We start from the raw sequence: 20,717 nt of genomic DNA on the forward strand, positions 1-20,717 counted from the left end.
GTGGCAGGGAGAGGCCGTGGACGCCCCATACGCCATTCTGGAGCCGCTCGAAGACGGCATCGCGCGACTGCTCGCGCGCAATCCATCGCCTTATACCTACACGGGGACGCAGACCTATTTCGTCGGCGGCGAGACAGAGGCGATCATCGTCGATCCCGGCCCCGACAGCGACGACCATGTTACCGCCATGCTGGAGGCGCTCGGCAAGCGCAGGTTGGTCGCGATCGCCTGCACGCACACCCACCGCGACCATTCCCCTGCCTCTCGCCCGCTCAAGGCGGCGACGGGCGCGCCGATCATCGGGTGCGCGCCGCTGAGCCTGGAGGCGACCGGACCGCGCGCCGATGCAGCGTTCGATCGTGATTATGCGCCTGATCGCGTTCTCGAGGACGGCGAGACGCTGTTTGCGGACGGGATCGTGCTCGAAGCGGTCGCGACACCCGGGCACACTTCGAACCATCTCTGCTACGCGGTCGGCGGTGCGCTGCTCACGGGCGATCACGTGATGGGCTGGTCGACCACCGTGGTAGTGCCCCCCGACGGGGACATGGGGTCCTATATGGAAAGCCTCGACAAGCTGAGGCGCCGCGAGGACCGGGTCTATTACCCCGCGCACGGCCCTGCGATCGAAAATCCCACGCGGCTGGTGCGCCACATGATCGGACACCGCATGCAGCGCGAGCGGCAGATCCTAAAGCGCCTCGAAGCGGGCGACAGCGAAATCGGCGAGATCGTCGCCAACTGCTATCCCGGGCTCGACCCGCGCCTCGTTCCGGCCGCGGGCGGCTCCGTCAGTGCGCATCTCGTGGAACTCGAACGGCAGGGGCGCGTCGAACGGATGGAAGGGGATCGATGGAAACCGGCATGACACGTCGCCGCCAGTGGATCGGGCTCGCCGTCGCGGTCGGCGCACTCTTGGTCGTGCTTCTCCTGTTCGTGCTGCTCGCCCGGATCGAGAAGGGCCCCGACCCGGAAACGGTCGCTGCGACCAGTCTCGAGGCGATGCAGGCGCAGAACCGGCTCGTTCCGTTCAGCGCGCGCTTCGTGTCGGTCGTCTCCTCGCGCCAGCGGCGGCTCGGCCTGTTCGAGGCAGAGCGGACCCTGATCCTCCCAGGTACGGTGCGCTACGAGCTCGACCTTTCGAAACTCGATGCCAGGGACCTCGACTGGGACGCGGCGACCCGCACCATGCGCGTGACGCTTCCCCCGATCGAGTTGGCCGGTCCCGAAGTCGATCTCGCCGGCGCGCGCGAATATGGCGAGGGCGGGCTGCTCGCGGCGGTGACAGACGCCGAGGAAATCCTCGACGCTTCAAACCGCAAGGCAGCCGTTGCCGACCTTCGCAAACAGGCGTCGGGCGGGGTTCCCATGCGGCTTGCCCGCGACGCCGCGCGCGACGCAGTCGAGACCAACTTCCTGCTGCCGCTGCGCGCGGCGGGGATCGACGACGTGACGGTCGATGCGCGTTTCGCCGACGAAGGCGACCCCTCGACGGAACGGCTCGACGTTTCTACATCGTATCGAGATGCCATGGCCGAGGCGCGACGCCGCCGGGCCGCACGAGGAGAATGACGTGAGTGTCTTGGGTAAGCCCCCCGCCGGTGACGAACTGCTCGCCGAGATCCAGCGCCTGAAGGAAGAGCGCAATGCGGTCATCCTGGCCCATTATTACCAGAAGCCCGAAATCCAGGACCTCGCAGACTTCGTCGGCGACAGCCTCGATTTGTCGCGCAAGGCGGCGGCGACCGATGCCGAGGTGATCGCCTTCTGCGGCGTGCGCTTCATGGCCGAAACCGCCAAGATCCTCAGCCCCGAAAAGACCGTCATCCTGCCCGACATGGACGCGGGCTGCAGCCTCGAGGACAGCTGCCCGCCGGACCAGTTCAAGGCGTTCCGCGAGGCGCATCCCGACCATATCGCGCTGACCTACATCAACTGCTCGGCCGAAGTGAAAGCGCTTTCCGACATCATCGTCACCAGTTCGAGCGCGCAGCAGATCCTCGACCAGATCCCGCTCGACCAGCCGATCATCTTCGGGCCCGACCGGCACCTCGGCGGCTATCTCGCACGCAAGAGCGGGCGCGACATGCTGCTGTGGCCGGGCATCTGCATCGTCCACCAGGCCTTTTCGGAGACCGAACTCCTGAAGCTCAAGGCCGAGCATCCGGGCGCGCCGGTGGCGGCGCATCCCGAGTGCCCGCCGCACATCATCGACCATGCCGACCATGTCGGCTCGACCAGTTCGATCCTCAAGTTCTGCAGCGAGACCGACAGCGACACGGTGCTGGTCGCGACCGAGCCGCACATCATCCACCAGATGGAAAAGGCTCGCCCCGACAAGACCTTCATCGGCGTGCCCGGCGGCGACGGCAACTGCAACTGCAACATGTGTCCCTACATGGCATTGAACACGCTCGAGAAGCTCTACGTCGCGCTGCGCGACCTCGAACCGCGCATCGAGATGAGCGACGAGCTGATGGACGCGGCGCGCCTGCCGCTGCAGCGCATGCTCGACATGGCCGGTGGCACCGTCGGCATGGGCGACGTCGGCAAACCCCTGTTCAAGAAGGACTGACACGTCCCTCCCTCACACATTTCCGCTCCCAAGGAGACTTCGATGCGTCTTGCCCTGATGACCTCGCTGGCTGCCCTCAGCCTGACCGCCTGCGCCGCGCAGCCCGCCGAATTGTCGGAAGCGCCGCCTCCGCCCGAGCCGGTGCTGGTGGTGCCGTCGGACACCAAGACGGTCGAGGGCGCGGACCCCTATCTGTGGCTCGAGGATATCGAGGGCGCCGAAGCGCTGGCCGCGGTCGAGGAGTGGAATGCGGCGACCGAGGATGCGCTGGCCGACATGCCGGGCGTCCAGGAACGCGCGGCGCGCGCACTGGCGCTGCTCAACTCGCCCGACCGCATCGTCACGCCCGACGTGATCGGCGACAAGGTCCTCAACCACTGGACCGACGAGAAGAACAAGCGCGGCCTGTGGCGGATCGCCGATCTCGACGACTATGTCGCGGGGAGCCCCGAGTGGAAGACGCTGATCGACGTCGACGCCTTGGGCGCGGCCGAGGGCGAGAGCTGGGTGTGGCATGGCGCGGACTGCATGGCGCCCGACTACAAGCGCTGCATCATCGCGCTGTCGCCCGGCGGCACCGACGCCGACGTGCGCCGCGAATTCGACATGGAGACGGGCCAGTTCGTCGAGGGCGGTTTCGCGCTGCCGCTCGGCAAGACCGAGGTCAGCTGGGTCGATGAAGATACGCTGCTCGTCTCGATGGACGAGGGCGGCGATACGCTTACCGAGAGCGGCTATCCGCGCATTTCCAAGCTGTGGACCCGCGGCACGCCGTGGAGCGAGGCGGTCACGGTAATGGAAGTGCCAAGGGAAGAGATGTGGCTGTTCCCATCCGCGCTGGTCGATGGCGACACGCGCTGGAATTTGCTCCAGTCGGGCCCCGACTTCTTCAACCAGTATCGCTACGTGCTGGTCGACGGGAAGGCGGTGAAGCTGCCCATCCCGATCTCGGCCGAAGTGCAGACCGTCCTCGACGGCCAGCTGGTCGCGACCCTGTTCGAGCCGATGGGCAATTTCGCCAAGGGCGATCTCGTGTCGTGGGACATGGCGGCGATGGCGCGCGGTCAGAGCCCGGCACCGACCCTCGTCTTCCGCCCGAGCGCTAGCCAGGCGGTCGACGGCATCCGCACCACCGACAACCGCCTGTGGATCAGCGTCCTCGACGACGTTTCGGGGCGCCTGCTGTTCGTTGCGCACGGCGAGGAGGGTTGGACCCAGCCCGGCATGATTGCCCTGCCCGACAATTCGACGCTGACCCTCGTCGGCGATGCGGGCTCGAGGGACATGGTCTTCCTGACCGTCGACACGATGCTCGATCCGACCGCTCTCTACGCGGTGGGCACCGACGGCATGGCGAGAAAGATCCAGCAATTGCCGACCCAGTTCGACGCGTCGGGCATGAAGGTCGCGCAGCATTTCGCGACGTCGAAGGACGGCACCAAGGTGCCCTATTTCCTCGTTACGCGCGGCGACGTCACCGAGGCGACGGGCACGCTGATCCACGCCTATGGCGGGTTCCGCGCGCCGCAGCTGCCGGGCTATCTCGTCTCGCAGCCTTACCGTTCGGGCCCGCTTGGCCTGTTCTGGGTCGAAAGCGGCGGCGCCTACGTGCTCGCCAACATTCGCGGCGGCGGCGAATACGGCCCGCGCTGGCACCAGGACGCGCTGCGCGACAAGCGCCAGAACAGTTTCGACGATCTCGCCGCAGTGGCCGAAGACCTGATCGCGCGCGGCATCGCCCGCGAGGACGGCATCGCGATTTCAGGGCGCTCGAACGGCGGCGTGCTGACCGGTGCGGCGATCACCCAGCGCCCCGACCTCTACGATGCCGCGATCATCGGCTCGCCCTTGTTCGACATGCAGCGCTATCACAAGCTGCTCGCCGGCGCCTCGTGGGTCGGCGAATATGGCAATCCCGACAATCCCGACGACTGGGCGTTCATGAAGCTCTATTCGCCCTACCAGAATATCAAGCCGGGCGTCGATTACCCGGCGACCTTCTGGTACCTCTCGACCAAGGACGACCGCGTGCATCCGGGCCATGCGCGCAAGGGGGCGGCCAAGCTCGCCGCCTATGGCAACACGGTCTACTACCGCGAGAATACGGAAGGCGGACACTCGGTCGGCTCGGATAACGAGGCCGATGCGCTGCGCGCAGCGATGGAATGGGGCTTTCTGATGAAGGAGATCGGCACGACCCGCTGATTTCTCCCGAAATCGGGAATCGCCAGCTTAACCCAGTTTGTGTATGGACTCCCCTTTGGCGGCGAGTCCTTGGCACTCTGACATGGGGAGACGGCAACGGGTCTGATGGCGGATATCTTCATCTCCTACGCCCGTTCGACCGAACCGCATGCGCGGATCGTGGGAGATTTGCTGCGTCAGGCCGGCCACGCCGTGTGGCGGGATGACGAACTACCCGCCCACCGCGCCTATTCCGAAGTGATCGAGGAGCGACTGCGCGAGGCCAAGGCGGTGGTCGTCCTGTGGTCTGCCGAAGCGGTCAAGTCGCAATGGGTGCGCGCCGAGGCGGACGTCGCTCGCGAGGCGGGCACGATGGTACAGATGTCGGTCGACGGGGTAGTCCCGCCGATCCCGTTCAACCAGATCCAGTGCGCCGACCTCAATGGCTGGTCGGGCGATCCCGAGCATCCCGGCTGGAAAAAGATCCTCGACAGCGTCGCCTCGCTGACCGGGCCGGTGGCGCCGGTGGCAGCGGCGAGCCCGGCCGCGGCGGCGGGCAAGTCCGACAATCGCATGCGGCTGATCGTGCTGCCGTTCGAGAACATGTCGGGCGATGCCGAGCAGGCCTATTTCTCGGACGGGATTTCCGAGGACATCATCACCGACCTGTCCAAGGTTTCCGCGCTCGATGTCGTCGCGCGCAACACGGCCTTCCATTTCAAGGGCCAGCAGGTCGATGTCGAGCAACTGGCACGCGACCTTGGCGTCTCCCATGTCGTCGAGGGGAGTGTGCGCAAGGCGGAGGGGCGCGTGCGGATCACCGCACAGCTGATCGACGGCACCAACGGCAACCAGATCTGGGCCGAGCGCTACGACCGCGACTTCAAGGACATCTTCGCGCTGCAGGACGAGATTTCCAAGGCGATCGTCGCCGCGCTCCGCCTCAAGCTGCTGCCCAAGGAGAAAAAGGCGATCGAGCATCGCGGGACGACCAGCTCGGACGCCTACAACCTCTACCTGATGGCGCGGCAGCACTGGTTCAATTCGAACGAGGGCGACCCGCGCCCGCTCGAGATCGTCGTGCGTATCTGCCGCCAAGCGGTCGCGATCGATGCCGATTATGCAAAGGCATGGGGGCTGATGGGGCTGGCGCAGGTCTATCTGATGGCGACCTTCTCCAAGGACGTCGACGCGAACCCGGCCGCCGATCGCGCGCTCGAGATCGATCCTGACCTGCCCGAGGCGCTATGTGCGAAAGCGCTGATGGCGAGCTTCGGCGAGGATCACGACACGGCCAAGGCCTTGATGGACCGCGCGCTCGAGGTCGATCCGGAAAGCTTCGAGGTCAACAAGATGGCCGCGCGCATCTTCTTCCGCCACGGCCAGTATCGCGAGGCGATCCCCTTTTACGAAAAGGCGGCCGAGCTTGCCGAGCATGATTATCACGGACCCGGCATGCTCACGACCTGCTACCGCGCAGTGGGCGACCAGGAGAAGTTGACCGCAGTGTCCAAGATGCTGGTCGAACGTTGCAAGAAAGCGCTCGAGAAGGATCCGGGCGACGCGGCCGCGCTGGCAATGGGCACGGCGGGTCTTGCCGAGATGGGAGACCGCGACCGCGTGATCGAGTGGATCGACCGCGCGCTGCTGGTGGATCCCGACAATCTCATCATGCGCTACAATCTGGGCTGCACGCTCTCGAACACGCTCGAGGAGCATGAACGCGCACTCGAGGTGCTCGAGGATTTCTTCGCCAGGATCGGGCCGGAATCGCTCCAGCATTGTGACGCCGATCCCGACATGAACAAGCTGCGTGACCATCCGCGCTTCAAGGAATTGATGGCGGCCGCCAAGGCGCGCACCGGCGTGGCGGCCAAGGCCGGATGAGCGACATCTTCATCTCCTATGCGCGATCGACCGAAGCCGTCGCGCACCAGATCGCGGAGACGCTGCGCGCACGAGGGCACAAGGTGTGGCGCGACGACGAGTTGCCGGCGCACCGAAACTATTCCGAGGTGATCGAGGAACGGCTGCGCGCGGCCAAGGCGGTCGTGGTTGTGTGGTCAGCCGAGGCGCTCGGTTCGCAATGGGTTCGCGCCGAAGCCGACGTCGCGCGCGAGGCGGGGACGTTGGTCCAGCTGTCGACCGATGGCACCGTGCCGCCGCTGCCGTTCAACCAGATCCAGTGCGCCGATCTTCGCGGCTGGTCGGGCGATCCCTCGCATCCCGGCTGGACCAAGGTCGCCGACAGCGTCGCCTCGCTCGCCGGCCCGGCCTTCGCCACCGCGCCGTCCGAACCGCAACCCGGTGCCAAGAAGGGGCTGACGATCTGCGTGCTTCCGTTCGTCAACATGTCGGGCGACAGCGAGCAGGAATATTTCTCCGACGGCATCACCGAAGACATTATCACCGACCTGTCGAAAGTGTCCGCGCTCGACGTGGTTGCGCGCAACACCGCGTTCGCCTTCAAGGGACAGATCGTCGACATCAAGCAGCTCGCCAAGGATCTGGGGCTGACCCACGTGATCGAGGGCAGCGTGCGGAAGGCGGGCGGGCGCGTGCGCATTACCGCGCAGCTGATCGACGGGAAGAACGGCAACCATGTCTGGGCCGACCGCTTCGACCGCGAACTGGACGATATCTTCGCCATCCAAGACGAGATTTCCAAGGCGATCGTGGGCGCGCTCAAGCTGACCCTGCTGCCCAAGGAGCAGAAGGCGATCGAAACGCGCGGGACCAGCAATCCGGACGCCTACGACCTCTATTTGATGGCGCGCAATTACTGGGTCGGCGGCAACGAGGGAGACCGGCGCCGCGAGGACCTCGTCATCCGCATCTGCGAGCAGGCGCTCGAGCTCGATCCCGACTATGCCAAGGCTTGGACGTTGAAGGGTCTCGCGCAGGCCCAGCTCAAGGTGATCTTCAGTCAGGTGGTCGACGCGCTGCCCGCCGCCAACCGCGCGCTCGATATCAATCCGGACCTCGCCGAGGCGCATGCGCTCAAGGCGCTTTTGTCGCAGGCGGAGAACCAGCCGGAGGACGCCAACCGCCACATCGAACTGGCGCTGGCCGACGACCCCAACAATTTCGACGCGAACCGCATCGCCGGGCAAGTCATGTTCAAGCAGGACCGGCTGGAGGAGGCGATCCCCTATTTCGAGAAGGCCGTCGCGCTGGACGAAGGGAATTACCACGACGCGCTGTTGCTTACGACCTGCTACGAGGCACTAGGGCGCGTCGACGACGTCTCGCGCGTTGCGCGGTTGACGCTAGAACGCGCCGAGAAGCGTATCCGCCAGGATCCGGGCAACGGCGCGGCACTCGCTGCGGGTGTTTACGGGGCGGCCTTTCTGGGAGATGCAGACCGGGCGCGGTCCTGGGCGGACCGGGTGCTGCTGCTCGACCCCGACAATTTCCTTGCCCGTTACAATCTTGCGTGCGCATTCGTAAGGCTAGGCGACACGGACCGCGCACTCGACCTGCTTGCGCCCTATTTCGCCAACGCCTCGATGCCCGACATCCTCCACGCCGAAGTCGATCCCGACCTCGATACGCTGCGCGAGGACAGCCGGTTCGTCGAAATGATGGAGCAGGCACGCGCGCGCACCGGGATCGAAGGCGAAGCGGCAAGCCCCGCCTGATCCCGGCGGCAATCCGACGCTAGGCGCCGATGTGAACGGTGGTGCCGATATCGGTCATCGCGAACAGCTTGGCGGCGAACGACTTGGGCAGGCGGATGCAGCCATGGCTAGCTGGATAGCCGGGATTGTGACCCGCATGCAGCGCGATGCCGTACTGGTCGATCATCTGCATGTAGGGCATCGGCGCGTTGTCGTACTTGCGGCTGTAATGCATCTTTTTCTTGAGCCAGATCGGGAAGATGCCCTTGGGCGTGATCATCCCGTCGCGCGCGGTCGAGACCGAGGCGGCGCCGACCAGAGTGTCACCGCGATAGACGAAGGCCATCTGGCGATCGAGCGAGATCACGACCCGCGAAGGGCCGGATGCGCCCTCGGCGTTCCAGCGATACTTGTTGGGGGCGATTTCGGTCGCGTCGAAGCGGTCGACGAAATCGTCATAGGCCTCGTCGGCGAGCTCGCTCGCAGCGGCCTTGGCTTCGGGAGTTTCGATGGTGCTGGCAGTGGTCGACCCGGCGGGCGCCGAAAGGGCGAGCGCGGTCGTGGCCAGCGCGACGGCTAGCAGCTTCATGATACTGTACTTTCAACTAAATTCGGGTTGTAGCGGAAACGCTTAAGCGTATTTGCTGTTCCCGGCGGGGGCGCGATCGGGGACCGGAACGGTCTTCGTCTCGGCGATCATGGAAAACGGTTCGGCGCACCCTCAAGAGGGGAAATCGTTGCGCGGATGATGCTTGTCCAGATGGCGCCGGATGATACCCAGATTGCGGCTGTTGGAGCGGAAGAAGAAGTCGGGCACCGCGCCGACGAAGGGGATCGCCCCCAACAGCATGTCAAAGCCGGTGTTGAGGCTCATGCGCGCCATCTTCCACTTGGGCAGGCCGAGATTGCGCGCTTCCCAGATGATGTAGCTGCCCAGCGCCGCCGCAGACACGGTCCCCACGCCGGGAATGAGCGAGAGGATCGCATCGAGACCGACCGGCTGGTTGATCCCCGGCACGACGAACAGGCGCTCGAGCAATTTCTCCAGCGCCTCGACGCGGGTTCGGATCGAGTGCGGGTCGGTCCGGCGGGAGGACGCGACGATGCGGTCGAAGTCGGGTTGGGTCATTGGGCGGCTCCCGCAAGGGGTTGCTTGAGATCGGTCAACGGATGGATCGCGAAGCGGTTCTCGGCAAACCCCGTTACGGCGGAAGCGACCAGCGACCAGCGAACGGGCGCGGCGAGGGGAATGAACAGCTGGGCGTCGTCGATCCGCTGGCCGACATCGGCAAGGATCGCGCGGCGCTGCGCGAGAAGGACCGCATGGCGCGCTTCCTCGGCCAGCGTGTCGGCTTCCTTGCTGCATACCGCGACGCGGCGACACGAGAACCGGCGCACCATCCACGCAGCGCTCTCGGAAGGGGCGATCTCGTCGATCAGGAGGAAGTCGGCCTCTTCGGGGCCGGCCCGAACGACGTCGAAGCCGAGCGCGCCCCAATCCTGTGCGAGACGGTCGAACAGGATTTTCCCGCCCGGACCGTCGGGAAGCGCGACCGAGAGGCGCGCGGGTTCGTCGTCGTCAGTCCGACCGATCATTCGTCTTGCGGCCGCTGCAAGGGCGCCTTGCCGATCGGCGAGCGGCTGCGCGAGCCAGTCGGGCTGGTCCGGCAAGGCGTCGAGGTCGATACCCTCCTGGAGCACGGTCGCGCGCGGCGCCAGCGCCGGCACGCCCAGCGCCTCGATCAGCGCTTTCCGGTCGATCGCGCGCGAAAGAAGCCGTCGCAATTCCGAGTCGGCGGCGAAACCGTCCGCGCGGCGCGGGACGAGCCCGAACAGGCCGGCGGCGGGATCGTAGCGCAGGCTTCCGCGCGGCACCGGCGCGCCTTGCGCAATCGGAAGATCATCGAACGTGCCGCCCAGCACGAGTTCGGACTTGCCGGCAACGAACCGAGCGACGGCGTCGCGCGCTTCGGCCGTCTCGAGGTGAACTCGCTCGATGTCGGGAGTGTCGCTGCGCGCGCGCTCCGCCTCTCTCACGAAATGAAGCGCCTCGCCGTCGGCTTCCTCGCCTTGCGCGCCGAGCGCGAAGGGGCCTGTCCCCGCCTCGCGCCGGCGCAGTGCGAACCCGGGTTGGGCGAGAAGCTGGAGAAGATGCGGGCGCGGGGTCGACAGGCGGATCTCGACGACTTCGTCGGTCATCGGGACGATCTCGTCGATCGCGCCCAGCGTCTCGTCGAGCTGGGGGCCGGGTTTGCGCAGGATCCGCGTCAACGCCGCCGCCACGCTTTCGGCATCGACTTCCTCGCCGTCGCCCCAACGGGCCTCGCCGAGACGGAAGATGTAGCTCGTGCCGTCGTCGCTCACATGCCAGCGTTCGGCAAGGCCCGGCACGATCTCCCCGCGCGCGTCGAACCGTACCAGTCCCTGCGCGCTCGCCAGATCGACGAGAGGCGCGATCGACTTGGCGTCGGCGTCGGTATCGACGATGACCGTGACGCGCGTCTCGCCCGGGTCTCCGCTACCGCACGCACCGAGCGACAGCAGGGCGAGCGGGGCGAGGAGCGAAAGGGCACGGCGCAGCATGGCGCCCGGGTGGGGCAGGGCGGCGCAAAGGGCAAGGGGGAGCGATGGACTCATGCTGTATTAATCATATAAGACGCTAGAGTGGACGCGACAACCGTGTCGCACGGACTTGAAGGTGACGATTCGCAGGGATGGCCGAACGTGATTTCGACTGGAACGAGGCAGAAGCCGCTCCCGATCCCTCGACGGGTGGCGACAGCGGATTGCCGCCGGCCGACACCGGCAAGCCGAAGCGTCGACGCTGGCTCAAGTGGGGCTTCTACGGCTTCTCCTTCCTGTTCTTCGCGACGCTGATCTGGCTGATCGTCACCGCGCCGCTCGGGCGTGCGCTCGAACCGCTCGAAGAGCCTGCCTTGCTGTTCGTCAGCCAGGAAGGCCAGTCGATCGCGCGCCGCGGCGCGATCAAGGAGGAGCCGGTCGACGTGACCGCGCTTCCGGCCCACGTTACGCGGGCCTTTACCTCGATAGAGGACCGGCGCTTCTATTCGCACTGGGGGATCGATCCGTACGGCGTCGGGCGGGCAATCGTCGCCAACGCCAGGGCGGGGGGCGTGTCGCAGGGCGGGTCGACCATCACCCAGCAGCTCGCGAAGACCAGCTTCTTGTCCTCGGAGCGCTCGATGAAGCGCAAGGCGCAGGAGGCGATCATCGCGCTGTGGCTCGAAGCGTGGCTGTCAAAGGACGAGATTCTCTCGCGCTATCTCTCGTCCATCTATTTCGGCGACGGGGTGTATGGGCTGCGCGCGGCGAGCCACCATTATTTTGATCGCGAACCGCAAGATCTTACGGTCGCGGAGTCGGCGATGCTGGCGGGGATCGTCAAGGCGCCCTCGCGCTGGGCGCCGACACGCGACCTCAAGGGCGCGCAGGAGCGCAGTCGCCAGGTGTTGGCCGCGATGGTCGAGACCGAGGCGCTGAGCGAGGCCGAGGCAAAGGTCTCGCCCGCCCGCCTGCGCGGAACGCGCGCCAGGCTACCGACAGGCACCTATTTCGCCGACTGGGTCGCGCCGCGGGCGCGCAAGGAATTGAAGCCCGGCTACGGCGTCACGCGCGTCCCGACAACGCTCGACGCCGATCTCCAGCGGATCGCGGTGAGAAGCGTGATCAACGCGCCGATCGGCGATGCCCAGATTGCGTTCGTCGCGATGCGCCCGACCGGAGAAGTGGTCGCGATGGTCGGCGGCCGCAGTTACAAGAAATCGCCCTTCAACCGCGCCACCCAGGCCAGGCGCCAGCCGGGCAGCGCCTTCAAGATGGTCGTCTACCTTGCGGCGCTGCGCGCGGGCTGGGAACCGACCGACATGATCGACGATTCGCCGATCACGGTGGACGGCTGGACCCCGGCCAATGCCGACGGACGCTATCGCGGGCCGATCACCTTGCGCGAAGCGTTCGCGCGCTCGTCGAACGCGGCCACCGTCCGGCTGGCCGAGGCGGTCGGACGCGACAATATCATGCGGACCGCGCGCGAACTGGGCATTACCGCCGAGTTGCCCGATGCGCCCAGCCTTTCGCTCGGAACCGCGCAAGTCAGCCTGCTCGAGATGACCGCCGCCTACGCCGCGGTCGCCTCGGGGCGCTACCCGGTCGAGGTCGAGGGGCTGATGCTCGACGCGCCGACGCGCCAGTCGATGCTCGGTCGCGCGGCGCAGATGGATTCCGACGAGGAATGGGCGCCGATGCTCGATCTTCTCTATGCCTCGGCCAACGAGGGGACGGGCAGGCGCGCCGCGCTGCGCGTTCCGACCTTCGGCAAGACCGGGACTACACAGGACAATCGCGACGCGGTCTTCATCGGGTTCGCGGGCAACCTCGTCGTGGGTGTCTGGGTCGGCTACGACGACAACAGCTCGCTCGGGTCGGTCACGGGGGGCGGGGCGCCCGCGCGCGTGTTCAAGAATTTCATGACCTCCGCGCTGTCGGTCGATGGCGCGCGCGGGCCGCGCCTGCCGCGCGAGTTCCGCCTGCCCGACCCTCACCAGGGCGAGCAGAAGCAGCTTCCCTCACCGGTCCCCGAAGACTGGTCCGATCTGGACTCCGCGCTGGGGCGGCTGGGGCGCGAGATCGGGCGGATTTTGGACCGTCTTTAGAGGGGCTTGGAAGTTTTTTATCGTTAACGCGAAATAACCTGCCGCCTTAAGCAATTCTCAACTCCTTGGGTCCTAAATGGCCTCATCCAACGCGTGAGGACCGCGTCGGTTTTGGGGACCAAGTCCCTGAAAATTTTGTGGAGCCTTTAGGAGACCAGTCATGACCAATTTCGTTAAGATGCTGAAGAACGAGTCGGGTGCCACCGCGATCGAATACGGCCTGATCGCCGCGCTGATCGCCGTCGCCGCCATTGGCGCGATGCAGGGCATCGGTAACTCGCTGAACAACACGTTCGGTAACGTCTCGGGCGTTCTCTAAGACCCGGCGTTCAGCAAGCAACGAGGCGGCGGCGTCGAAAGACGCCGCCGTTTTCGTATGTACGCTACGCGAGCCTGGCGTCGAAAGACGCCGCCGTTTTCGTATGCAGGGCTCTCGCCCTCGCGTTCGGCGTCTCCTCGCTCTAGAGGGGGCGCCGATGCCGTTTTCGGTTCCCATGATTCGCAATTGGCTGGCAGGGCTGGCGCTGCTGGCGCTGGCCCTGGTGCCGTCGGGCTTCATGCCCGCCATCGCGCACGGACAGGTCGTGCTCATACCCTGCTCAGGCTTCGTCGCGTCGTCGATCGACACCGCGGCGGCGCAGGATCATGCCGCAATGGGCCATGCGATGCCCAGCGGCGAGCCGGCCGACGACGAGGCGAAGGGCACCAAGACCTGCGCCTTTGCCGCAGTTTCGGGCGCGGCCATGCTCGATCCTCCGATCGAACTGGCGGCCTTCGTCACGATCGAGGGCGAGCGCGACACCGTCGCGGCAAGTCACCTCGCAGGACAGGCTGCGCTCGGCCTTCCTCCCTCGACTGGTCCACCGTCGCGCTGATTGCTTCTCCGCGCCATCCGGCGCTCATGCAATTCATCCGACAAGGACAGACAATGACTGACAAGATTTTCGCGCGGGCCGCCTGCATGGTGGCCGGCGCTACGCTCGTCGCGAGCGCTCCGGCGCTCGCGCACGACGGCACGCATGCCGCCTCCCACGCCCCGATCGGGGTGATGGCCGACCATAGCCATGCCAAGGGCGAAGTGATGGTTTCCTATCGCTTCATGCACATGGAAATGGGCGGCAACCGCATCGGAAGCGAGAGCGTCGATGCCGATACCATCGCGACCACGGTGCCCAACATGTTCGCGGGCATGGAAGGCCAGCCGCCGACCTTGCGCGTGGTGCCGACCGACATGCGCATGGATATGCACATGGCCGGCATCATGTGGGCGCCGTCGGACAGGGTCACGCTGATGGCGATGGGAAGCTATCGGACCGCTAGCATGGACCATGTCACCTACATGGGCGGGATGGGGACTATGGTGCGCGGCGAGTTCACGACGAAAGCCGATGGCTTCGGCGATACGACCGTGGGCGCGATCGTGCCGCTCGTGAAGGAAAAGAACCGCCGCGAATGGGTGGTGACCGGTGCCGTCTCGATCCCGACCGGATCGATTTCCGAAGAGGACGATATCCTCACGCCGATGGGGATGATGCCGACGGTCAGGCTTCCCTACCCGATGCAGCCGGGTTCGGGCACGTGGGATCTCAAGCCCTCGACCACCTACCGCTGGCAGGGTGAGAAGGTCAGCATCGGCGGCCAGCTGTCGGCGGTCGTTCGCCTCGGCGAGAACGACGCGGACTATGCGCTGGGCGACCGCGTCGCCGCGACCGCATGGGTCGCCTACGAGCCTGCCAACTGGATCAGCCTCTCCACGCGCCTTGCCGCCGCCTCGCAAGGGCGGATCGAGGGGCGGGACGCGACGGTGATGGGGCCCGTGCAGACGGCCAACCCCGACTTTCATGGCGGAGACACGGTCGACCTCCTGTTTGGCGTGAACCTTGCGGGCACCAAGGGCGCGGCGCGCGGGCACCGCCTCGCTGCCGAAGTCGGCTTCCCGATCGTTCAGGATCTCAACGGGCCGCAAATGGAACGCGACTGGACGCTCACGCTGGGCTGGCAGAAGAGCTTCTGACCCGATGTAGGGCGGCGCGGGTCGCGCCGCCCTATTTCGTTGAAGAAAAACCAAAAAAGGCGCCGCTTTCGCGACGCCCTTTGAAGAATGGTGGAGCCGAGGGGGATCGAACCCCTGACCTCTACAATGCCATTGTAGCGCTCTCCCAGCTGAGCTACGGCCCCGTTCGGGTGCGCCCTTTAGGAAAAATTCCGTCTCTTGCAAACGGAAAAATTCGGGCGCCCGGGATTAATTGTCGTCGCTGTCGTCGTCGTCCGACTTGGCCAGCTTGATGTCGTCGTCGCCCGTGTCGAGATCGACGTCGTCGTCGGCGCTGCCGCCATCGTCGTCACCCACATCCTCGAGATCGTCCGCGGCAAGGTCCTCGTCCTTCTTCTTCTCGTCGGCCTCGAAGGGAAGGGGTTGCTTCGACTTGAGCACCGGCTCGGGCACCCATTCGGTGCCGCATTCGATGCAGGCCACGGGGTCATCCTTGCCCAGGTCGTAGAATCGCGTCGAGCATTTCGGGCAGGTCCGCTTGGTGCCCCATTCGGGTTTGACCATCGAATTTTCCTCAAGAATCAAGTGTCGGGCGCGGCGTCGCCGGAGCGGTCCGCCACAGGGTCGGCGCGCGCCTTGCCATAGCGCGCCCACGCTGTCAAAGCGGCAGTCGATGGCCAAGCGCTCCCTTCTCATCGCGGTCGACGGTCCCGCCGCCAGCGGCAAAGGCACGATCGCCAAGGCGCTCGCCCGCCATTACGACCTGCCGCACATGGATACAGGCCTGCTCTACCGCGCGGTCGCGCTCGCGCTGTGGCGCTTCGGCGGCGATGCCGGCAACGAGTTCGAAGCGTTGCGCGCGGTCGAAGGCGTGCACCAGATCGACCCTGACGACGAGGAGTTGCGGACAGAGACGGTCGGCAAGCTCGCCAGCCGCGTGTCGGCTTATCCTGCCGTGCGTGCGGCCCTGCTCGACCGCCAGCGCCTCTTCGCGGCACAGAAGGGCGGCGCGGTGCTCGACGGGCGCGACATCGGTACGGTAATCGCCCCCGATGCCACCGCCAAGCTGTTCGTCACCGCCTCTCCCGAAGTGCGCGCCGAGCGCCGTCTCAAGGAAATTCTCGCGCGCGGCGTCACCGCGCATTTCGAGGACGTGCTCGCCGACATCCGTTCGCGCGACGAGCGTGACAAGGGGCGCGATGCCGCCCCGCTGGTCCAGGCGGACGATGCCGACCTGCTCGATACGAGCGACCTTGGCGTCGAGGAAGCGATCGCGGCGGCCATCGCTCTGGTGGACAAGCGGATTTCCTGACCGCGTGCGCTCACGCGCGCGACTTGCTCTTGTCTCCCTCTTCGCCTATAGGCGCGCCCGTCCGGCGGGCGTGGAGCTCGCGGCAGGCCCGTCTCCAGGCGAGCGAACATGGCAGCGGCCCGAGTGGCCCGGCCCCTTCGCCCTTCCTGTCGAAGCCCGCCGCGCCTTCGCGTCTCAGGATGTCGGTGCGGGATGGGCCCGCCCCGGCAACAAGGTTTGACCAAGCCCGCTTGCGGAAGGTTCGCCATGGTGGCGTCCCGTTGCGGCCGAACCTTTATCGAGACGAAAGACATATCTGTATGGCCGACACGGCATTCCCCACGCGCGACGATTTCGCCGCGCTCCTCAATGAAAAGCTCGGTGGCGAGGACGAAGGCTTCGAAGGCCGCGTCGTCACCGGCAAGGTGACCGGCATCGAGAACGACCTCGCGGTCATCGACGTCGGCCTCAAGAGCGAAGGCCGCGTGCCGCTGCGCGAATTCGCCGCGCCCGGCCAGAAGGCCGAACTCAACATCGGCGACGAAGTCGAGGTGTATGTCGACCGCGTCGAGAACGCCAATGGCGAAGCCATGCTCAGCCGCGACCGCGCCCGCCGCGAAGCCGCCTGGGACAAGCTCGAGAAAGAATACGAAGCCGACAGCCGCGTCGAGGGCGTGATCTTCGGTCGCGTCAAGGGCGGCTTCACCGTCGACCTTGGCGGCGCCGTCGCCTTCCTGCCCGGTTCGCAGGTCGACATCCGTCCCGTGCGCGACGTCACCCCGCTGATGGACATCCCGCAGCCCTTCCAGATTCTTAAGATGGATCGTCGCCGCGGCAACATCGTCGTGTCGCGCCGCGCCATCCTCGAAGAGACCCGCGCCGAGCAGCGTTCGGGCCTCATCCAGAGCCTCACCGAGGGTCAGGTGATCGAGGGCGTCGTCAAGAACATCACCGACTACGGTGCGTTCGTCGACCTCGGCGGCATCGACGGCCTGCTCCACGTCACCGACATCAGCTACAAGCGCGTCGGTCACCCGAGCGAGGTTCTGGGCATCGGTGACACTGTCAAGGTGCAGATCGTTCGCATCAACCGCGAGACCCAGCGCATCAGTCTCGGCATGAAGCAGCTCGAGGCCGATCCGTGGGAAGGCGCTTCGGCCAAGTACCCGATCGAGGGCACTTTCAAGGGTCGCGTCACGAACATCACCGAATATGGTGCGTTCGTCGAGCTCGAGCCGGGCATCGAGGGCCTCGTCCACGTCTCGGAGATGAGCTGGACCAAGAAGAACGTCCACCCGGGCAAGATCGTCTCGACCAGCCAGGAAGTCGACGTGAAGGTCCTCGAGGTCGACGAAGAGAAGCGTCGCATCTCGCTCGGCCTCAAGCAGGCCCAGGAGAATCCGTGGAGCGAGTTCGCCGAGAAGTATCCGGTGGGCACCGAGGTCGAGGGCGAGGTCAAGAACTCGACCGAATTCGGCCTGTTCGTCGGCCTGCCCGGCGACGTTGACGGCATGGTTCACATGTCGGACATCGCCTGGGGCGTCACCGGCGAGGAAGCGCTCGCGCTTCACCACAAGGGCGAGACGGTCAAGGCGGTCGTGCTCGACGTCGACGTCGAGAAGGAGCGCATCAGCCTCGGCATGAAGCAGCTTGAGCGTGGCGGCGTGACCGCGGCCGGCAGCGGCGTCAAGAAGGGCGAAGTGACCACCGTCACCGTGCTCGACGTGCGTGACGGCGGCCTCGAAGTGCAGGCGGGCGAAGACGGCCCGATCGGCTTCATCCGCCGCAGCGACCTTGGCCGCGACCGCGACGAGCAGCGTCCGGAGCGTTTCCAGGTCGGCCAGAAGTTCGACGCGATGGTCACCGGCTTCGATCGTTCGAAGAAGCCGAACTACTCGATCAAGGCCTACCAGATCTCGGAAGAGAAGCAGGCCGTGGCCGAATACGGCTCGTCGGATTCGGGTGCGTCGCTCGGGGATATCCTCGGCGAAGCCCTGAAGCAGAAGGACGACGCCAAGAAGTAAGGCTGGTGCACGGGAGCCACAGCGTTCCCCTGACATCTGCCTTTCAGGCACTGGGGGCGGCGCAACCGGGTTGCGCCGCCCTTTTTTTCCTGACAATCAAGGCACCTACCTGCCATCGGGGGATGGCGTACAAGTGATTCACAAGTGGGGGACCAAGCCCAGATGATCCGTTCCGAGCTCGTCCAGAAGATCTGCCAGGACTTTCCCGACCTCACCCAGCGCGAGGTCGAGAGCGTGGTGACGTCGCTGTTCGACGCCATCACCGACCAGCTGGCCGAAGGCGGCCGGGTCGAGCTGCGCGGTTTCGGCGCCTTCTCGACGCGGCACCGCGACGCGCGCACCGGGCGCAACCCGCGCACCGGCGAAGCGGTCGAGGTCGCTGCCAAGCGCGTGCCCTACTTCAAGCCGGGCAAGGAAATGCGCGAGCGGTTAAACCTCAACGGGGCTGCCAACGACTAAGGGCAGCTCCGCCGCCGGCCCGAGGGCGGACGTGGCGGAATGGTAGACGCTGCCGACTTAAAATCGGCTTCGCGAAAGCGAGTGCGGGTTCAAGTCCCGCCGTCCGCACCACCGGGCCGATTCCAGTCACGGATTTCCGTGCTTTTTTCCGCAACGTCGTGGAGAAAAAATTAAGCATCTCGCCTTAAGGTCGCGAGGTGACCAGAATTCTCGCCTCCGTTCCGCCGCTGTGGCGGGTGCTGGGATCCATGCGACATCGCAGGGACCTGTTCGTCCTGCCGATCCTGATCGGTGCGGTCGCGCTCCTGATCTGGAACGGCACCAGCTTCTTCGAAACGATGAAGGCGGCAGGCGAGGAATTCACCGACGACCTCAAGATCGCGTCCACGACATTGACGCTCAACGTCGCGCTGATCCTGTTCGGCTGGCGCTATTATGTCGACGTCCAGCAGGAGGTGCAGCGCCGCGCCGAGAGCGAAGAGCGCGCGGCGCGCATCGCCTCGACCGACGGCATGACCGGCCTGCTCAATCGCAAGGGCCTCTCCGAGGCGGGCGAAGAGGTGCGCGAGAGCGCCCGCGCGGCGGGGCGTCACGCGACGATCATCTCGCTGCGGCTCAACCGCTTCAAATCGATCAACGATCGCCACGGATACGACGTGGGCGACGAAGTGCTGCGGCGCATCGCCAACGGCATTTCCGAGGCGGCTGGGGAGCATGCGCGCGTCGCGCGTGTCGCGGGCGACGAGTTCGCGATTCTCACGACGATGGCGCCCGATCGGCGCGAGCGCATCGAGACGCTTGCCCAGGCGCTGCTCGAGATCGCGATCCGCCCGATCCTCATCGACGAGAAGCTGATCCACGTCGGCGCGTTTGCCGGAATCGCCGCCACGCCGCCCGAGGACCTCGTCATTCGCGACCTCCTGCGCCGCGCCGACATCGCGCAGGCCGAAGGTCGTGCGGGCCGCATCGCGCGCCCGGTCTGGTTCGACGAGCGGATGGAGCGCGAACTGGTCGCCCACGGCGAGATCGAGCAAGGTATCCGCGTCGGTCTCGAGAACGAGCAGTTCAAACCCTATTTCGAGCCGCAAGTCGACCTTGCCACCGGCGAGGTGATCGGGTTCGAGGTGTTGGCGCGCTGGGAGCATCCGCTGTCGGGATTGATCGGTCCCGATCGCTTCATTCCGGTGGCCGAGGAAAACGGGCTGATCGACGAATTGTCGGACCAGGTCGCGCGCCAGGCGCTCGCCGCCGCGGCAGAATGGGAAAAGCCGGTCGACGTCTCGATCAACATCTCCGCGACCCAGCTCAACGACAGCTGGCTGGCGCAGAAGATCGTACGCCTGCTTGCCGAAACGGGCTTTCCGGCCGAGCGGCTGATCATCGAGATCACCGAAAGCTCGCTGTTTGCCGATCCCGAACTCGCCCGCGCGATCACCACCAGTCTCAAGAACCAGGGCGTGCGCGTCGCGCTTGACGACTTCGGCACCGGCTATTCGTCGCTCGCACACCTGCGCGCGCTGCCGTTCGACCGCATCAAGATCGACCGCAGCTTTACCGCCAGCCTTCACCGCGACCGGGAGAGCGAGGCGATCATTCGCGCAGTGACAACACTGGCTGCCGCGATCGACGTGCCGGTGACGGTCGAAGGCGTCGAGACCGCTCGCGCCCACAGCGCGCTGCTTCAATATGGCTGCCAGTTCGGGCAGGGGTGGTTCTTCGGCAAGCCGATGAGCTCGGACCAGGCGGCCCAGCTTGTGCGCAAGCGCGAGCCGGAAGCGCGCACCGAGGCACCGGCCAAACCCGCAAAGCGTTCCCGCGCCTAGCCGACCTGTCCCAACGTAGAACAACTGCCGCCTTTTGCGTGCGCAGGCGTTGCTTTCATGGTGAATCGATCGTTA

18 protein-coding genes and 2 tRNA genes are annotated in these 20,717 nt (G+C 66.0%); 15 read left to right on the forward strand and 5 right to left on the reverse strand.

From position 1 onward, the window contains the following. The first annotated feature begins 16 nt into the window (after positions 1-16). From NNY25_RS04730 to NNY25_RS04755, 6 genes are all read left to right on the forward strand, one after another. Positions 17-868, forward strand: a complete 852-nt coding sequence (locus NNY25_RS04730; protein WP_265570197.1) for an MBL fold metallo-hydrolase — start codon at positions 17-19, stop codon at positions 866-868. Next, positions 865-1,572 carry a DUF4230 domain-containing protein gene (locus tag NNY25_RS04735; RefSeq protein ID WP_265570198.1) on the forward strand — a complete coding sequence of 236 codons (708 nt, stop codon included), beginning with the start codon at positions 865-867 and terminating at the stop codon, positions 1,570-1,572. Before NNY25_RS04730 ends, NNY25_RS04735 begins: the two co-directional genes overlap by 4 nt. A gap of 1 nt (position 1,573) precedes the next feature. Then, positions 1,574-2,575, forward strand: coding sequence for a quinolinate synthase NadA (nadA, locus tag NNY25_RS04740; RefSeq protein ID WP_265570199.1), 1,002 nt, complete (start codon positions 1,574-1,576; stop codon positions 2,573-2,575). 42 nt (positions 2,576-2,617) lie between these two features. After that, positions 2,618-4,780, forward strand: coding sequence for a prolyl oligopeptidase family serine peptidase (locus tag NNY25_RS04745; protein ID WP_265570200.1), 2,163 nt, complete (start codon positions 2,618-2,620; stop codon positions 4,778-4,780). Positions 4,781-4,885: 105 nt separating this feature from the next. Beyond that, a complete protein-coding gene (locus NNY25_RS04750) occupies positions 4,886-6,646 on the forward strand; it encodes a TIR domain-containing protein (protein WP_265570201.1) in 1,761 nt (586 codons plus the stop codon). After that, positions 6,643-8,400: a TIR domain-containing protein gene (locus NNY25_RS04755; RefSeq protein WP_265570202.1), complete on the forward strand. Its 1,758-nt coding sequence runs from the start codon at positions 6,643-6,645 to the stop codon at positions 8,398-8,400. The genes NNY25_RS04750 and NNY25_RS04755 overlap by 4 nt, the downstream gene beginning before the upstream one ends. Before the next feature lie 19 nt (positions 8,401-8,419). Here NNY25_RS04755 and NNY25_RS04760 read toward each other — a convergent pair whose 3' ends face one another. From NNY25_RS04760 to NNY25_RS04770, 3 genes are all read right to left on the reverse strand, one after another. Then, positions 8,420-8,968, reverse strand: coding sequence for a L,D-transpeptidase family protein (locus tag NNY25_RS04760; RefSeq protein WP_265570203.1), 549 nt, complete (start codon positions 8,966-8,968; stop codon positions 8,420-8,422). Between the two features lie 132 nt (positions 8,969-9,100). Then, positions 9,101-9,508 (reverse strand): DUF4112 domain-containing protein, encoded by a 408-nt coding sequence (locus NNY25_RS04765; RefSeq protein ID WP_265570204.1) that lies wholly within the window; start codon positions 9,506-9,508, stop codon positions 9,101-9,103. After that, positions 9,505-10,962, reverse strand: coding sequence for an ABC transporter substrate-binding protein (locus NNY25_RS04770; RefSeq protein WP_265570205.1), 1,458 nt, complete (start codon positions 10,960-10,962; stop codon positions 9,505-9,507). Before NNY25_RS04770 ends, NNY25_RS04765 begins: the two co-directional genes overlap by 4 nt. A 131-nt stretch (positions 10,963-11,093) precedes the next feature. Between NNY25_RS04770 and NNY25_RS04775 the strand changes: the two genes are divergently transcribed. The 4 genes from NNY25_RS04775 to NNY25_RS04790 all read left to right on the forward strand — a co-directional run bounded on the left by NNY25_RS04775 (position 11,094) and on the right by NNY25_RS04790 (position 15,066). Next, positions 11,094-13,052 (forward strand): transglycosylase domain-containing protein, encoded by a 1,959-nt coding sequence (locus NNY25_RS04775; protein WP_265570206.1) that lies wholly within the window; start codon positions 11,094-11,096, stop codon positions 13,050-13,052. A gap of 160 nt (positions 13,053-13,212) precedes the next feature. After that, complete coding sequence (locus NNY25_RS04780) at positions 13,213-13,371, forward strand: Flp family type IVb pilin (RefSeq protein ID WP_265570207.1); 159 nt, start codon at positions 13,213-13,215, stop codon at positions 13,369-13,371. 175 nt (positions 13,372-13,546) lie between these two features. Continuing rightward, on the forward strand, positions 13,547-13,927 hold the full coding sequence (locus NNY25_RS04785) for a hypothetical protein (RefSeq protein ID WP_265570208.1): 381 nt from the start codon (positions 13,547-13,549) through the stop codon (positions 13,925-13,927). Between the two features lie 53 nt (positions 13,928-13,980). Next, positions 13,981-15,066: a transporter gene (locus NNY25_RS04790; protein WP_265570209.1), complete on the forward strand. Its 1,086-nt coding sequence runs from the start codon at positions 13,981-13,983 to the stop codon at positions 15,064-15,066. 88 nt (positions 15,067-15,154) lie between these two features. Here the strand turns inward: NNY25_RS04790 and NNY25_RS04795 are convergent. Together NNY25_RS04795 and NNY25_RS04800 are read right to left on the reverse strand one after the other, a co-directional pair. Next, positions 15,155-15,230 (reverse strand) — tRNA-Ala (locus NNY25_RS04795). A gap of 64 nt (positions 15,231-15,294) precedes the next feature. After that, complete coding sequence (locus NNY25_RS04800; protein ID WP_265570210.1) at positions 15,295-15,609, reverse strand: FYDLN acid domain-containing protein; 315 nt, start codon at positions 15,607-15,609, stop codon at positions 15,295-15,297. Positions 15,610-15,718: 109 nt separating this feature from the next. Here NNY25_RS04800 and cmk point away from each other — a divergent pair, with 109 nt between their 5' ends. The 5 genes from cmk to NNY25_RS04825 all read left to right on the forward strand — a co-directional run bounded on the left by cmk (position 15,719) and on the right by NNY25_RS04825 (position 20,642). After that, positions 15,719-16,357: a (d)CMP kinase gene (gene cmk, locus NNY25_RS04805; RefSeq protein WP_265570211.1), complete on the forward strand. Its 639-nt coding sequence runs from the start codon at positions 15,719-15,721 to the stop codon at positions 16,355-16,357. A 299-nt stretch (positions 16,358-16,656) separates the two neighbouring features. After that, positions 16,657-18,360 (forward strand): 30S ribosomal protein S1, encoded by a 1,704-nt coding sequence (gene rpsA / locus NNY25_RS04810; RefSeq protein ID WP_265570212.1) that lies wholly within the window; start codon positions 16,657-16,659, stop codon positions 18,358-18,360. 162 nt (positions 18,361-18,522) lie between these two features. Further along, the gene (locus NNY25_RS04815) at positions 18,523-18,819 is read left to right on the forward strand and encodes an integration host factor subunit beta (RefSeq protein WP_265570214.1); all 297 of its coding nucleotides are present in this window, start codon (positions 18,523-18,525) and stop codon (positions 18,817-18,819) included. Positions 18,820-18,844: 25 nt separating this feature from the next. Then, a tRNA-Leu gene (locus NNY25_RS04820) sits at positions 18,845-18,930 on the forward strand. A 137-nt stretch (positions 18,931-19,067) separates the two neighbouring features. Next, on the forward strand, positions 19,068-20,642 hold the full coding sequence (locus NNY25_RS04825; RefSeq protein WP_265570215.1) for a putative bifunctional diguanylate cyclase/phosphodiesterase: 1,575 nt from the start codon (positions 19,068-19,070) through the stop codon (positions 20,640-20,642). The last annotated feature ends 75 nt before the right edge of the window (positions 20,643-20,717 follow it).

It is taken from the genome of Sphingomicrobium nitratireducens (assembly GCF_026157035.1).
Taxonomy (GTDB): Bacteria; Pseudomonadota; Alphaproteobacteria; order Sphingomonadales; family Sphingomonadaceae; genus Sphingomicrobium; species Sphingomicrobium nitratireducens.